General features: G+C 69.0%; 12 protein-coding genes and 1 tRNA gene. 11 read left to right on the top strand and 2 right to left on the bottom strand.

The window, feature by feature from the left end; genetic code table 11:
• Nucleotides 1-109: 109 nt before the first annotated feature.
• The 3 genes from ACMCNN_RS29345 to ACMCNN_RS29335 all read left to right on the top strand — a co-directional run bounded on the left by ACMCNN_RS29345 (nt 110) and on the right by ACMCNN_RS29335 (nt 1,897).
• Nucleotides 110-253, top strand: coding sequence for a hypothetical protein (locus ACMCNN_RS29345; protein WP_412743704.1), 144 nt, complete (start codon nt 110-112; stop codon nt 251-253).
• 229 nt (nt 254-482) lie between these two features.
• Nucleotides 483-555 (top strand) — tRNA-Arg (locus ACMCNN_RS29340).
• Nucleotides 556-898: 343 nt separating this feature from the next.
• A complete protein-coding gene (locus ACMCNN_RS29335) occupies nt 899-1,897 on the top strand; it encodes an IS481 family transposase (protein WP_412747315.1) in 999 nt (332 codons plus the stop codon).
• A 76-nt stretch (nt 1,898-1,973) separates the two neighbouring features.
• On the opposite strand, the gene ACMCNN_RS29330 is transcribed toward ACMCNN_RS29335, so the two are convergent.
• A complete protein-coding gene (locus tag ACMCNN_RS29330; protein ID WP_412743703.1) occupies nt 1,974-2,267 on the bottom strand; it encodes a hypothetical protein in 294 nt (97 codons plus the stop codon).
• A gap of 490 nt (nt 2,268-2,757) precedes the next feature.
• Here ACMCNN_RS29330 and ACMCNN_RS29325 point away from each other — a divergent pair, with 490 nt between their 5' ends.
• From ACMCNN_RS29325 to ACMCNN_RS29300, 6 genes are all read left to right on the top strand, one after another.
• Nucleotides 2,758-3,228 (top strand): DIP1984 family protein, encoded by a 471-nt coding sequence (locus tag ACMCNN_RS29325; protein ID WP_412743702.1) that lies wholly within the window; start codon nt 2,758-2,760, stop codon nt 3,226-3,228.
• A gap of 572 nt (nt 3,229-3,800) precedes the next feature.
• Complete coding sequence (locus ACMCNN_RS29320) at nt 3,801-8,834, top strand: LamG-like jellyroll fold domain-containing protein (RefSeq protein WP_412743701.1); 5,034 nt, start codon at nt 3,801-3,803, stop codon at nt 8,832-8,834.
• 145 nt (nt 8,835-8,979) lie between these two features.
• Entirely contained in the window at nt 8,980-9,591 is a 612-nt protein-coding gene (locus tag ACMCNN_RS29315; RefSeq protein ID WP_412743700.1) for a hypothetical protein, read from the top strand.
• Nucleotides 9,592-10,344: 753 nt separating this feature from the next.
• Nucleotides 10,345-10,971, top strand: a complete 627-nt coding sequence (locus ACMCNN_RS29310; RefSeq protein WP_412743699.1) for a hypothetical protein — start codon at nt 10,345-10,347, stop codon at nt 10,969-10,971.
• A gap of 202 nt (nt 10,972-11,173) precedes the next feature.
• Complete coding sequence (locus tag ACMCNN_RS29305) at nt 11,174-11,437, top strand: hypothetical protein (RefSeq protein ID WP_412743698.1); 264 nt, start codon at nt 11,174-11,176, stop codon at nt 11,435-11,437.
• Between the two features lie 185 nt (nt 11,438-11,622).
• Complete coding sequence (locus ACMCNN_RS29300; RefSeq protein ID WP_412743697.1) at nt 11,623-11,991, top strand: hypothetical protein; 369 nt, start codon at nt 11,623-11,625, stop codon at nt 11,989-11,991.
• A gap of 593 nt (nt 11,992-12,584) precedes the next feature.
• On the opposite strand, the gene ACMCNN_RS29295 is transcribed toward ACMCNN_RS29300, so the two are convergent.
• The gene (locus tag ACMCNN_RS29295) at nt 12,585-12,779 is read right to left on the bottom strand and encodes a tyrosine-type recombinase/integrase (RefSeq protein ID WP_412743696.1); all 195 of its coding nucleotides are present in this window, start codon (nt 12,777-12,779) and stop codon (nt 12,585-12,587) included.
• 144 nt (nt 12,780-12,923) lie between these two features.
• On the opposite strand from ACMCNN_RS29295, the gene ACMCNN_RS29290 reads away from it, so the two are divergent.
• Together ACMCNN_RS29290 and ACMCNN_RS29285 are read left to right on the top strand one after the other, a co-directional pair.
• A complete protein-coding gene (locus ACMCNN_RS29290) occupies nt 12,924-13,595 on the top strand; it encodes an HAD family hydrolase (protein WP_412743695.1) in 672 nt (223 codons plus the stop codon).
• Between the two features lie 587 nt (nt 13,596-14,182).
• A complete protein-coding gene (locus tag ACMCNN_RS29285) occupies nt 14,183-14,653 on the top strand; it encodes a DUF6346 domain-containing protein (RefSeq protein ID WP_412743694.1) in 471 nt (156 codons plus the stop codon).
• The last annotated feature ends 41 nt before the right edge of the window (nt 14,654-14,694 follow it).

The following is a 14,694-nucleotide window of genomic DNA, read 5'->3' as shown; positions in this document are numbered from 1 at the left end:
CCGAGTGGGGAGCGTGAGCCCGGAGCGGGAAGAGCCGCTTGCCCGCACACGATATGTTGCCGCTGCCCGTCGGTACCTCAGTGCCGTCTCGTCAGTGCAGGCGGTCGGCGTGCCGATCGATCCCGGGCCGCCCGGTGCAGTGCGGGACTGGGACCGGGGTGACATCGCCGCGTTGCGCGAGCTGCACGAGGCCCTGGGTGAGATGCTCAGCGCGCGGCAGAGCTGGGATGCGAGGCGCCCGCGGCGACGATGAGCCCAGGCCGATCTCGTGTCGCCGCCGGCCCGTGGTGCTCCGATGGTGATCGGACGTCGGAGCACGGTGCAGCATTGTGCGACACGCACCGGCACGCAGGCCCCACTCGGCGACATGCTAGAGTCGTTACCCGCAGGTCCGGGAGTAACGAAACGCCCGGACCAGCGGATACGCGACCGCAACCCACTGGACGCATCAGCACGCGCGATCACGGGGAGTAGTTGTATGGGCGCCCGTAGCTCAATGGATAGAGCATCTGACTACGGATCAGAAGGTTAGGGGTTCGAGTCCCTTCGGGCGCGCAATCAGGAATGGCCTCCCACCAGCGGTGGGAGGCCATTCCTCATCCGGCGGACCGATCATCTGACCGGCCGTTGCTCACGGATTGCTCACGAAGCCTTCCGCCTAGGACGGCGGCGCGTCAGAAGCTTCGGTGCCTTCCGGGCTGCCACGGGCGGCCCTCCGGCCAGGCAACGTGCGCCGCACCCCGCCAGGCCTGACCCGAAGGTTGCACGGCTTAGGTGTGCTGTCCAGCCAGGTTGGTCGAGGTTGTGTGATGACTCGGTCTGATCTTGTGGACAGGTGAAGGCCTCCGGTTGTGGAGTGGAGCTGTCTAGGAACCGCTCCGGCAACCAGGAGGCCTTCGTGCTCCACCGTAATGCTGCTTTGACCCCACGCGCACGTCTGCGCCTGGCCCGTTTGATCGTGGACGAGCATTGGCCGGTCGCTGCGGCAGCACGGCGGTTCGAGGTGTCCTGGCGCACCGCGAAGCGCTGGGCCGATCGTTACGTTCAAGCCGGCGCCGGGGCTATGCAGGACCGCTCGTCCCGCCCGCACCACAGCCCGGCCCGCACGCCGCAACCCACGGTCCGCAAGATCGTGCACCTACGGTGGAAGCAACGCCTCGGCCCGGTGCAGATCGGCGGACGCCTCGGCCTGCCGGCCTCGACCGTACACGCCGTCCTGGTCCGCTGCCGGCTCAACCGCCTGTCACACATCGACCGGATCACCGGTGAGCCGGTCCGCCGCTATGAACACCCGCACCCCGGGGCAATGCTGCACGTCGACGTCACCAAGTACGGCAATATCCCTGATGGCGGCGGCTGGCGCTTCGTGGGCCGGCAGCAAGGCGAGCGCAACCGGCAGACGACGGCCCGGCGCACCGGCGCCCGCAACAGCGTCTACGAACCTCAGATGGGCACCGCGTTCGTGCACACCGTTGTCGATGATCACTCCCGGGTCGCCTATGCCGAGATCCGCGACAATGAGAAGGCCATCACCGCCATCGACGTGCTCCGCAACGCTGTTGCCTGGTTCGCCCAGCGCGGCGTCACCGTGGAACGGGTGCTTTCTGACAACGGCTCGGCCTACAAGTCCTTCGCCTGGCGTGACGCCTGCACCGAGCTCGGCATCACCGTGAAGAAGACCCGCCCTTACCGGCCCCAAACCAACGGGAAAGTGGAACGCTTCCACCGCACCCTGACCGAGGGCTGGGCCATCGCCCGCCACTACAACTCCGAGCACGCCCGCAGGAAGGCCTTACCGGCCTTCCTGCATCACTACAATCACCACCGGCCCCACACCGCAACCGGCGGCCTACCACCCATCACCAGGTTGACCAACCTCCCTGGACAGCACACCTAGCAGCGGTCGTGCCACCAGTAGACAAGTAGCCGATCAGGGTGCACGGGCTGCTGGTATCCCGCAGCCTCGCTGAGGGCTATTTCGCCTCCGGGGGCGACGGTGTCGGTTCGATGACGGCGTACGCAGAGGGTACGTCGGACTGGTCGCCTCGTAGGTCGAGGACGATCGGCTCCGCGGGCAGGTCGCCAATGCCGTTGACGGTCGGCGTGCTGTCGCAGCGAATCTCGGCGGTGGCCAGCGCGTCATCGGACGCGCCGGGCTTGGCGCTACGCACCTCCAGTGACAGCGACTTGCCAGGTGTCGCCGACGTGCAGGCAGCTTGGACCCAATACTCCTGTCCGGCACGGGCGTTGCGGCGCACGGTGGTCACGCTGTCAGGGTGGCCGTCCTTGTCGGTGAGCACTGTCCGGGACAGTTCACCAGCGACGGCGGGGGGCGGCGTCAGTGGTCCCGGTAGCGTGCCAGGGGCCGTGGCCGTGGCCGTCGAGGAAACCTGGGATGGGCTGTTCTCACCCTTGGGCGACGCGGCCGGCCTCGGTTCAGGTGCCGGGTCGTTCGTACATCCTGTGAGGGCGGTGGTCGCCAGTACGGCGAGAAGCGTGGCGGCGTGCCGTGATCTTGGCATGCACGCATGATTTCACGAGGGAGGCATTCCGCAGTCGAGACGTTGATCTACCACATTGAGCGCGGTTGGGGCGGTGCCGCCGCCGGTTGTCCGTGGTGACCGATGTTGCCGTGGTTGGCGGCCCATGGAACAGCGATGGGCCAGCGGGCGGAGCGACGAGTGTCCTACTCGTTGACGCGTCCCGAGTTGGATAATCAGCGGCACCGGCTGATCTTCACTGCCCATACTGGTGGGCATGAAGCTTGCTGAGGCACTTGCGCTGCGCGCGGATGCGGCGCGCCGCGCCGAACAACTACGCGCCCGCGTCGCCGCCAGCGCCCGTTACCAGGAGGGCGAGGCACCCGCTGAGGACGCGGCCGTCCTACTGACCGAGGCCGCCGAGGTCCTCGGTGAACTGGAGTCGTTGATCCGGCGGATCAACCGCACCAACGCCGGCACGCCGCTGGGGACAGGCGGCGGCACGCTGACCGATGCGCTGGCCCGCCGCGATGTGCTGCGGCTGCGGCACGCCACCGTCTCCTCTGCCGCCGACGCGGCGGCCGGTGACGGGCAGCGCGGGTACCGGCAGCTGCGCTCGGAGCTGAAGATGATTCCCGCGTTGCCGGTGGCCGAGCTGCGTGCCCAGGCTGATGACCTGGCTCGGCAGCTGCGCGAGGTCGACACCCTCATCCAGCGCACCAACTGGGAGGTGGATCTGCTGGACTGAGGATCGAGGTGTGGAGCAGGTAGCCGACGTGGAGGCGTGTACGAACCCGCGAGCCGGCGGGCAACCCGGCTCCCTTCTGGCGCGCCGAGGGCAGGCGCTGGGGTTCGACTCCCCGGACACATCGCATGCCCAGCACACCGCACAGGTGACGGCGCACGGGGCACGGCACACCACCAGGTGCAGATCCACGACGGCGAGGGCGGGCAAGGGGCACTCCGCATAACACATACGGCCGGCGGCAACCGAAAACGCCCGGTGGCGCAAGGCCGTCGATGTTGGTCGCGCCGGCCGGCCGTACATGATCGGTGGGCGACGATGGGTCATGATGCGGAATCGTTTCTTGACGATGTCGGCCGCGATCGTTTGGATGATCATGCCTCCTGGTGAGGGAGGCGCACGGGGGAAGGATCGGGACGCGTCGTGGCGTCCCTCGATGTCTTGGAGTTCGGGAGTTGTCGCGGCCGACTTGTCCGTCGGCCGCGTTGTTGTGTGTCGACCCGGCACTCCGGTTCCCCCGCTGCGTACACATTGGCTCGCGGCCACGCCGGGCGCGGAACGGATGGGCAGGGGTAGTGAAACGCACACCGGGCACCCGAAAGGGTGGCGGACTGAGCCGGTTCTTCGGCCGAGGAGGTAGGGGCGTCACCGCGGCGCTGAGCCTGACGGCGGCGCTCCTCGCGGGCACCGCGCAGGCGGCGCAGGCGGCACCGGACACACCGTCCGCGCCGCCGGGTCAGGAGACCGCGGTGGCGCAGCTGGCGCGCTTCCGCATCGACGACCAGACGGACCACGACGGCCGGGTGGCGAACTGGGTCGCGGACGGTCCCGACGGGACTCTCCACGGGGGCGGCTCGCTGGTCGACGACACGGTCACCTGGCTGGGCACCAACGTCGACCGGTCACTCAAACTGGACGGGGTCGACGCCCACGTCAGCACGCCGCTGGTGGTGGCGACGGACCAGTCGTTCTCCGTGGCGTCCTGGGTCAAGCTGAGCCGGACCGACAAACACAACGTGGTGCTGTCGCAGGACGGCAGCCGGGTGTCGGGGTTCTACCTGAAGGCCAACACGAACGGCAAGTGGGTCTTCGGGATGCCGCGGTCGGACTCCGAGTCGGCCGGGTGGGACAGTGCCGAGGGCCCGGTCGCGAAGGCCGGGGTGTGGACCCACCTCGTCGGTGTGTTCGACGCGGGCCTCGGTGAGGTGCGGCTGTACGTCAACGGGGTGCGGGCCGCCACGGTCAAGCGCACCGCGAGCTGGGTCGCCCGCGGTGGCGTGCAGGCCGGTCGCGGACTGTACGCGGGGGAGAAGGGCGACTACCTCGCCGGTAACCTCGACGAGATCCAGGTCTGGCGCGGCGCGCTGTCGGACGCCGATGCCGACGAGGTGACGATCGCGGCGCCCACCGCGCGCGCGGACCGGTGCGCGGTCGGCCACTGGCTGCATGTCGGTGGCCCCGAGGTCAAGGCCGTCGCCGCGCAGGCGCTGGCCGGCAGCAGTTCCGACCGGCGTGACTCGTTGGCCGCCTCCACGTTCACCACCAACGCGCTGGAGTCCGCGCGGTTCCGCGACAGCGACCGGTACCTGACCGCGCTGCGTGCCCAGCAGCAGCGGTACGACGCGTGGGGTGCCGTGGTCAAGCCCTACACCGTGTGGGGCGACGCGTTCAAGACCTTCTGGACCGTCCCGCCGTACGGCGACGACGTGCACCGCTTCCTGATGGAGCGCAACGATGACGCGTTCAAGGAATACTTCCGCAACCCGCCGCCGCCGAAGCCGAACCAGGCGGCCCTGGACCAGGCACTGGCGATCGCTGCCAAGATGGACCCCTGGAACGGCTGGACCGAGGTGCCGGAGAACGGCCCGCGCCCCGAGGACTGGCAGGTCAAGAGCTGGTCGGCCAACCGTGTCGAACGGTTCCTGCGCTTCGGCGGCTACCCCAGGGTGGCGCCCGTCCCCGGCTCGCCGGAGTTCCGGATGGAGGTCGAGGCCGCGAAGCTGCTGTGGAGCAACTGCGAGGCCGACGACCCGGACGGCACCTGGCGCCCGGTCCTGTCCGGGATGATCCCCCCGCCGGGACCGCTGCACGACGCCGTGACGACCGCCAAGGCGGAGTGGAACGCCGAACTGGCGGCCCAGGCCACCCAGCGCAACAACATCGTCGCCGCCGAGACCCAGGCGGTCTCCGACGTGCGGGCCGCGTCCGCCGCGATGATCGAGGCGCAGGGTCAGGCGTGGGTGGCCGGGCAGATGCTCACCTGGCAGCGCTACTGGCTGAAGCAGCCCAAGACGGACATCCACTACCCCAAGCCGGCGGAGTTCACCAAGGCCACGGCCGACCTCGCGGCGGCCCGTGACCGGGCCGGCGCGCAGGTGGCCGAGGCGAGGAAGGCGGCCGATTCGGCGCGGTCGCAGGCCGACAAGGTGACCGCGGCACTCGCGCAGGCCGCGGACATCGCCAAGACCAACCGCACCCCGCTGTACCGGGGTCTGGCGTACGCGCAGCAGTCGGCGCAGGTGGCCAAGGCGTCCGCCGCGGCGGCGCAGGCGGCGTACAAGAGCACCGAGGCCACGGCCAACGCGGCCAAGGCGACCGACGCGGACGCCGCGGCCCTGCGCTCCCTGGCGGTGACGCAGGCCGAAGGGCTGCAGGCCGAATTCCGGCGGGCGGCCGCCCAGGAAGCCGCGGCGCAGGCGCACGCGTCCGCGCTGGCCGCGAAGACGCTGGCAGACGAGGCCGCCAGCTACGCCGCGCATGCCAAGTCCGACCGGGCCACCGCGGAGAAGGCGGAGACGACCGCCAAGTCCGCGCTGGATGACGCCCACGCCAAGCGCCTGGTGGCTGAGAAGGAACGCGACAAGGCCGCCGACGCCCGTAAGGAGGCCGACAGCAAGCGCGCCGAGGCCGAGGCGGCCGAGACCCGCGCCGCGCAGCAGGCGTCCGAGGCCGGCAGCGCCCGCTCCGGTGCCGACAGCGCGGCCGACACCGCACACACCAAGCGCGAGGAGGCCGAGGCGGCCGAGGGGCGGGCCCGCGACGCCCGCGACAACGCACTCGCGGCGGAGCAGCGCAGGGACGTGCTGATGGCGCGGGCCTCGGCGGCCGAGGCGCGAGCTGACGCCGACGAGTCGGGCGACGCCGCCGGCGCATCCCGCACTGCGGCCCGGGAGGCGCAGTCCCAGGCCGACGCCGCATCCGTCGCGGCCCGCAAGGCTCGGGCCGACGCCGATACGGCGACCGCGGCGGCTGTCCAGGCGCGGGCGGCGGCGACCCGGGCGACCGGGGCCGCGCAGCGGTCCAGGGCGGCCGCCGAGTCTGCCAAGGCGGACGAGGCGACCGCTCGGGCGGCGGCGGCGACCGCACACGCGGCGGCCGCCGACGCCATCGCGTACGCCGAGGCGGCGGCCCGCAATGTGAAGCAGGCCGAGGTCGAGGCCAAGACGGCGGCCACCGCCGCCGACAAGGCCCGCGACGATGCTCAGGTGGCCCGCAAGAGCGCCGAGGTGGCCACCGCGGAGAGCGCCCGCACGGCCGGTGCGGCGTACGCGGCGGGCGCGGCGGCCAGCGCGGCGCGTGATTCGGCGCTGCAGGCGGTCGACGTCGCCAAGGACGCGATCGCGCTCGGCACGCCGTTCCAGGCCACCGACGCCTCGGCGGGTCTGGCCGTGCTGGTGGGCCAGAACGCCAAGTCCCTCGCCGAGCAGCAGATGGCGGCGGCCGACGCCAAGGCGGCGGAGGCGGCGAAGGCGGCGGCCGACGCCAAGACCGCGGCCGAGAAGGCCAGGGCCGACGCCAAGGCCGCGGCCGAGGCGGCCGCCAGCGCCGCGACCGACGCGGCGGCAGCCGCGGCATCGGTCAAGGCCGCCCGGGCGTCCGCGAACGCCGCGGCCACGGACGCGGCCGCGGCCAAGAAAGCCGACGACAACGCCACCGGATACGCGGGTCAGGCCTGGACGGAGGCCGGACGAGCCGAGGGCGCGGCCATTTCGGCCGAGAGCGAGGCCAAGGCGGCACGCAACTCCGCCACCGACGCGGAGCAGGACGCCGCCAGCGCCCGATCCTCCGCGAGCAACGCCGAGCACGACGCGTCCGCCGCCCGCGGCGCCGCGAAGGACGCCGACCGCGACGCCACCGCGGCGGAGGGCGCGGCTGCCCGCGCCGACAAGGACGCCGACGAGGCGCAGGCCGCCGCCACCCGGACGGAGAAGCAGGCCGACGCCAACGCCAGCACGGCGGCGCTGTCCCCGGACGGCCCCGCTGGCGCGGAGGACGTCCGCGCGGTGCCGGTCCTGAACGAGCCGAACGTGGAGCTGGTCGGCTCGTGCGACGCCCCGGCGGGAAGTCGTTACTGCCCGCAGAAGGTCATCGTCCACATCACCGGAAAGATCGACTATTATGCGGTGTCCTGCCCGGACAGCGACGGCAGCGTCTGCCCCGGGAAGGAGATTCTCGACTTCGTCGGTTCGCAGCCGGTGAAGATGGACAAGCCGGATACGATCAACGTCGACGTCCTCAAGCTGTCCACCGAGCTCATCAAGAGTTTGGCCATGGGGCTGGTGGGCGACTTCGTCGACTGTGCCCGCCACAAGAAGGACGGCTGGAAGACCGCCTGTGCCTGGGCGATCGGCACCATCGTCATCCCCGGTGGCCTCGGTGCGGCCGCCAAATCGATCCGCGGGGTGCGGATCGCCATGCGTACCGGGGTCGGCCTCGAGGAAGCCCTGGCCGGACTGCGGGCCGCGAAGGTGGACACCGCGACGATGTCCAGCCTCGACGAGGCCGCGAACCTGCGGCAGGTGGCGAAGGACTGCGCGTCGCTGGAGGTCAACAGCTTCTCCGCCGACACGCAGGTCGTCATTCCCCACGGCAGGTGGATGAAGATCAGCGAGGTGCGGGCCGGTCAGCTCGTCCGTGCCACCGACCCGTTGGGCCGCCACACCGGCCTGCGCCGGGTCACGAAGGTCTTCAGGCACCACGACACCGAGTTGACGGATGTCGCCGTGCTGGATGCGTCGGGCCGGACCTCGGTCCTGCACACGACGGACAACCACCTGTTCTGGGACCGTGGGCACGGGCGGTGGACCGAGGCGTCGGCCCTGGAGCCGGGCACGTCCCTGCTGGCGCCGCGCGGTCGGCAGGCGACCGTCGTCTCCGTGCGGTCGGTCGCCGGGGGTCGGGACATGTACGACCTCACGGTCGAGGAGGTGCACACCTTCTACGTGGTCGCCGGCGCCACGCCGGTGCTCGTGCACAATGCGGGCCCGGGGTGCGGCTCGTTGTGGATGAGCGCGGATAAGATCACGCATCACTTCATGAGCCCGGACAAGAACGGGGTGCGGCACGCGGTGGCCTTCGGTATCGAAGGGCCCTACAACAAGGCCAACGCGAAGCTGTTCATCGACGCGATCGCCCGGCTGGTCAAGAACCCGAGCACCAAGGTGATCAGGGGTACGTTCCGCAACACGGACGCCATTCACTATGTCGACCCGAAGTCGGGGCTGCACGCCTCCTTCGCGGCGAACGGTCCGAACGTCGGGATGTACCTGGGCGGCTGGGAGTCGTCCGGGGAACAACTCCGCTACCTGTTGGAGTTCGGCAAGCTCTGATGGAACCCCGCAGCCATTGGGGGCGGGCCGCGCAACGGTCGTGGTCGGCTCCGACCACGGAGTTCGCGGGGGTAGGGCGGTCGGCGCAAGCTGGCCGCCCTACCCCGCTCGCCGGGGCCGTGCCTGATCGTCCTAGGCTCGCGCCGTGAGTTTCGGAACCCACGCGCGCAAGGTGCGCGACCCCGCCCTGCCGTACGGGCGGCGCATCTCGGCGCTGGCGCGTTGCGTCCAGCTCTACCGGCCGCTCGGCTACCGGGCCACGTTTGCGTACCTGGCGGAGGTGGCTGGACCCTTCCGCCACGATGAGACGGCGTTGCTGCGTGCGTTGGAGGCGCTGTCGACGAGTCGTAACCTGTGGCAGGCGAGCCTGCGAGGCTATGCGGATCGGCGCCGGGCGGCCAAACGGCTGGGCCGGCGCCGTCCGGGTGCGGCGGAGGTCGATCCGAATCCGCCCGCGTGGTGGTATGGCGACGTGCGGCGCGCGGCGCTTTGCACGATCGGCTTTCTGCTGCGCGAGCGTGACCCGATCGCGAGAGCGGACGTGGAGGTCGTGCGGCTCGCCTCGGCCGTCCTGGAGAACCACGGTGCGATATCCGCCTTCGAGGAACAACAGCTTGCCGCGCTGCGGCACCGGTTCGAGGCGCTTCGTAAGGCATCGGCGTGGCCCACGGTGGATCTCCACGATCTGCACACGGCCCTGGAGTCCCTGTGGGTGCTGCGGCAGATCGCGAACGCAACTGCCGGATGCGCGCCCTGAGCTGATCCGGAAAATGCAGGCCCCTTGGGCTGCAGCGAACTCACCAGCGGCCGACCCCTGCACGCCTCGCACCCACCCAGAAATGGGTAAAAGCACACGAGTCAACCTGCTACCCGGGCTTGACCGCCTCTGCCCGTTCATGGATGGCCAGCAGCTACTCGAGAACGCAATGACCCTGGGGCTCAGGGACTCTCAGCGCGCCGGTTCCGTTGGTCACCAGCTACCCGGAGCGGCATGAGAGTGAGTCGACCACCTGGTCATCAACTGCGGCGCACCGGACTGGGCATCCTGCTACGTTGCTCAGCGATGAGCAGGCGACGGTACGTGGCGCGGGGTGTTCCCGGTGGCTACCGCATCTGGGACAACAAGGCACGCCGATGGTGGGGCGACCTCTACGAACTTTGCCCGGACGAACTGCTTGAGGAACTGAACGGGGCCAGCGACTACGCGCGGATCACCGCGTTGCTTCGCCGATACCGAGCGCAGAAGAGGTAGCAACGCCTTGTTCGCGGCGGCATGAGAGTGCGTGTACGCCTCCGATTGGAGCAGCACAAGGAGGCTACGGAGGCCCTTGCCGGCCCGTAGCATGCGTCCGTGGCAGAAAGCTGCGAATCACCTTGAACGCCCGGCTACTTCCAGCGGATTACGGCAGGCTCGGCTGCCAGGACCGGGACGGACCGGTCGTTGGACGTGGGAATTCTGCGGTCAATGAGCATGACTCCTTGTGGCGAGGAACAGCGGGGAACAGCGGACATGTTCAAGCGGCGCCGCGACGAAGTGCCGGAGCCCGACATCGAGTTCGAGCCGGATGGACGGCCGACGGCGCGGTCGTGGGCAGCCATCGAGCGAGCCGCTCGCTTAGGCCATGTGGTGTCGATGGCCAACTTCGGTCTCGGTCTGTACCAACGCGGCGAGCATGCCGAAGGGCTGCTCTGGTTGGAGAAGGCGTGGCGGTCAGGCAACGCAGGCGCGGGGTTCAATCTGGGCAGCCTCTACGCGGAGCAGGGTGATACAAACCGCGCCGAGATCGTGTGGCAGAAGGCCGCAGACCGCGGCGACCCGGACGCCATGGTGGGCCTGGTACGGCTCGCGTTGGAGCGCGGCGATCACGAGGGCGCGCTTCGCTGGCTGGACCCGGTCCTGGATCAGGATGCGATCTTCCCTATCACGGCAGTGGGTGTCGCATTCCGTGACCATGGCGACGGCCCAACGGCGCTGCGCGCCTTCAGCCGAGCTATCGACCTTGGTGATCCGTACGCGATGCAGTACATGGCGGCGATGCTCGAGGTCCAGGGCCGTGCTGGTGACGCTGCTCGGTTACGCGCCCGAGCCCGAGCGGTGTGGGAGGCCGTGGAAGGCGACGATACGGCGTTTCGGTGAAGCGGCGCCGGGTCCGGATCGGCCGCCGGGATCGGCCGATGCCGCGTACATGCCGCGTGCATGGCGCGCGACGAAGACTGCCAGCGGCACGCACCATCCGCGGCAGATCCGGAAAGGCGGCTGTGAGACTCAGGCTACGAATTTTCCGGAACTTCTCTATCCGCTCGCTTGCCGCGGCGTGGCAGACGTACCATCCATGCTCATGATCGATTACGAGTGTCGGCGCTGCGGCAACCGTGGTCGAGTCGCGGAAGCACACCAGCTTACTGAGCTGTGCCATACCTGCCAGGCTCAAGAAGCATGGGCAGCACTTCCAGCCGAAACGTGGCGCATCGTGGGCGAGGACCTCGCCCGCGGACACACCATCCCCGCCATCGTGGCATTGCGAACGGCGCACTCGTCAATCAGCCTTGGACAAGCCGTGAACATGGTCAACTATCGGCAGACTCACCGCGACGACCGATGAAACGCACTTCATGACCAGCCGCCGACGACCGAACCGATAGGCCGCGGGACCAGCCTCCATCGAGGCTTCACGTTCGGAACGCGCCAGAGGGCGCACCGAGCGGATCTAGCCCATCGCTCGACGTCCACGATCAGCCAAATGAGGACGCCGCGCCAGCCCTCGGGGCGAGCCAATAGGCTGACCTCGTGGAACAGCCTGGCCCCAAGTTCGTCGCCGCTTTCGTGCGTAGTGTCGCCGAGCTTGCGCTGGAAGCAGACGCGCAGATCGCTTGGCTCGGAGAGACGGGCCTCCCGCTGGTGGACGAGCTGGCGCTGGAGTTCGACGAGGGTTTTCCGGCTGGCGCCGACCTTCATCGAGCGTGGCTGGTTGAACGCCACGGCCTTGGCGGTGCTGGCCGAGATCGACCAACGCCTCAGTTCGATGAGCGGCGAGCACAACGCTGGCCTGTGGCAAGTCGAGGCCTTGGCCAGGAGAACGGAATGGGATCAGGTCAGGGCATTGGCAAGGACGGCATTGACTCTCATGGCCTGACCGACGCACTACTTTCGGCATGAGCGTGCAGCTGATCAAGGCGTCCTGGTGGCAGCGTTATGTTGCTGAGCCCGCCTAGCGACGCAGCCCGTGCTCAACGTGGTGCCTTCGTGCGGTAGGGGTGCGGCTGGTAGCTCATCAGAGACGAGGGTGCCCGTACGGCCGTTGATGCCGTTGTTGGGTGGAGGCGCACGATCGTTAAGCGCCGCATGGCCACGTAGCCGTTCAGGGCTGCTGTAGGGATGGAAGTGGTAGGTCGCTTCGATGATCAGTGTGGCCCGTTCTTGTGGGTGCCCGGCAGGGACCATCAGCCGGCGCTGACATCTCTGCGTCTGACTGGCACGGTGCCCCGCAAGCCGGGATGGTGCCCCCGCTTACCCCCCGAAAACCACTGCGCAGCGTTGACTAGCGGCGATAAGCGTTGATCGGCGCGTCGTAGTGTTTGGGCAGCTCAGTGCCAATATTTGGCGACTAGTCACAAGCTGGAAGCCGTAACGGACGGTAACAGAAGGTTAGGGGTTCGAGTCCATTCGGGCGCGCAGCAGGTCAAGGGCCGGTTTTCCATTACGGAAGACCGGCCCTTGATCGCATTGACCCCCACGATTGACCCCTACGCCTACGCGTCGAACAGGAAGCCGAGCCGGTCGACGGCCTCCTGCTGCACGCGCCGGGTCACCTCCACGTAGATCGCCTTGGTGACGGTCGGCGAGCTGTGCCCCAGCACGTCCTGAATCCGTTCGATCTCCACGCCCTGGTCGTACAGCATGGTCGCGCACGAATGACGCAGATCATGCAGCCGAATGCGGCGCACCCCGCGAGGGACAGCCGAGGCCACGAACGACCGCCGCAACCTGGACAGCGGTGGACCAGCGAGACGATCATCGGCAATTCCCAAGCTGACAGTGCGGGTTCGAATCCCCTTACCCGCCCGGTACGGTAGTTGACCATGCAACGGTTGGCGCTCATCGATCTCGACAACACCCTTGTGGACCGTTCGGCGGCATTCGGGCGCTGGGCGGTTGAGTTCTGCGCCGAGTACGAACTTCCGGACGATGCGTTGGGCTGGCTGATCGCTACGGATCAGGACGGTTCCGTTCCCCGCGACTGGTTCTTTGGCGAGGTGAAGCAACGCTTTCGACTGGCGGCCTCGGTGGATGACACTTGGGAGCAGTACCGACGCCGGATGCCGGACCTCGTGAGCTGCCGTAGAGAGGTGCTGGCATCGCTGACACTGCTGCGCGACGACGGCTGGAAGGTGGCGATCGTGACCAACGGTCAGGCCGACAACCAGTTGGGCAAGATTAGGCGTACCGGGCTGGACCAACATGTTGATGCCTGGGCAGTGTCCGGTGAACTGGGCATCCGGAAGCCGAGGCGCGAAATCTTTGAGGCGGCAACTCGTCGGTGCGGCCTCGATCTGCTGAGCGGAGGGTGGGCGATCGGCGACAGCCCTGTACTTGATGTCGAGGGTGGCCGAGCGGCGGGGCTCGCCACGCTTTGGGTCAGCCGAGGAAAGGACTGGCCGACCGAACTCGCCCCGCCGGACCGCACAGTCAGGGACGTCGTGGCCGCTGTCCGAGTACTGCGAGACGAGGGCTTCGAACCGAGGGACATGTACCGAGATTGACGCGGGTCGACGAGACGAGTCCAGCCGCGGCGGCCGACGAAAGCCGAGAGCAGTTTGATCTCCACAGGGCGGGGTAGGGGTGACCCCTGCCTGACCCCAGCGGACCGCCACGCCGCGCCATCCCAAGAACGTCAACATGGGCGCTGCGGCGACCGGAGCGGCGTAGCTGGCCACCCTGCACACCTCTACGGATCAGAAGGTTAGGGGTTGAGTTCCTTCGGGCACGCAGAATCGAAGGCGCTGACCAGCAGAAACACGGGTCAGTGCCGTCATCCTTTCCCAGGCTGATCAGACGCCGGGAGCCATTGTGGGAGCCAAGGGCACGGTCGCCCAGGTCATCATCAAGACCGTGCTCCGCGCCAGCCCGACCCATAGCGTGCAGAACGGCGGGGCCGCGGGCACGGCTCTCACCTAGAAGAATCACGCGCCGACCCCGAACGATCCTGCTCGCTCACGGGAGGCACGCTATACAACCGCCGGACGACCGGATCGCCAAGCGTCTCGCCGAGATCAGGGCGCGGGAAGCGGCGCTGGACGCGGAGGAGGCCGAGCGCCGCGCGGTAAAGGCCGCCGCGGGGGCTGACGTCGTGGACCGCCGTAAGGGCGGAGCGCTGCGCTTCGCGGTGTTCCTGATCGTGGTCCTGGGGCTCGCGACCGGGCTGCTCGGGGTGGCGGTCACGCTCAGCAGGCTCGCGGGCGACGACATCGCGGACGCGCGCCGTCTCGGCTCGGCGACGGTCAAGTTCTGCGAGCGGTCGGGGCCGGTGACCAATAAGGGCTTCGGGTACTGGGACAGTTGTACCGTCACGGTCAGTTGGGAAGGCGGCGACGTCGAACGGCTCACCGTGGGAGCGGTGTTCACCTTGGACGACGTCGGCCGCCAGGTCCGCGTCGGCGATCTGGGCAACCACCGCACCAGCAGGCAACTGGTCCGGGCCGACGCGCCGTACCGGCCCTGGCTCAGGTGGATCGGCTACGCCGTCGGCATCGTCGCGTTCGTCCCCACGCTTGTCGGCACACTCATCGTGCAGGAGCTCCTCCGATTCCGGCGACGCTGACGCCCTACACCTCAGCGCGCTGCCGAGGTTAGGGGCATCGC

This window comes from Krasilnikovia sp. MM14-A1004, assembly GCF_047159485.1.
Classification (GTDB): Bacteria; Actinomycetota; Actinomycetes; order Mycobacteriales; family Micromonosporaceae; genus Actinoplanes.
This window is presented reverse-complemented; position numbering and strand designations above follow the sequence as displayed.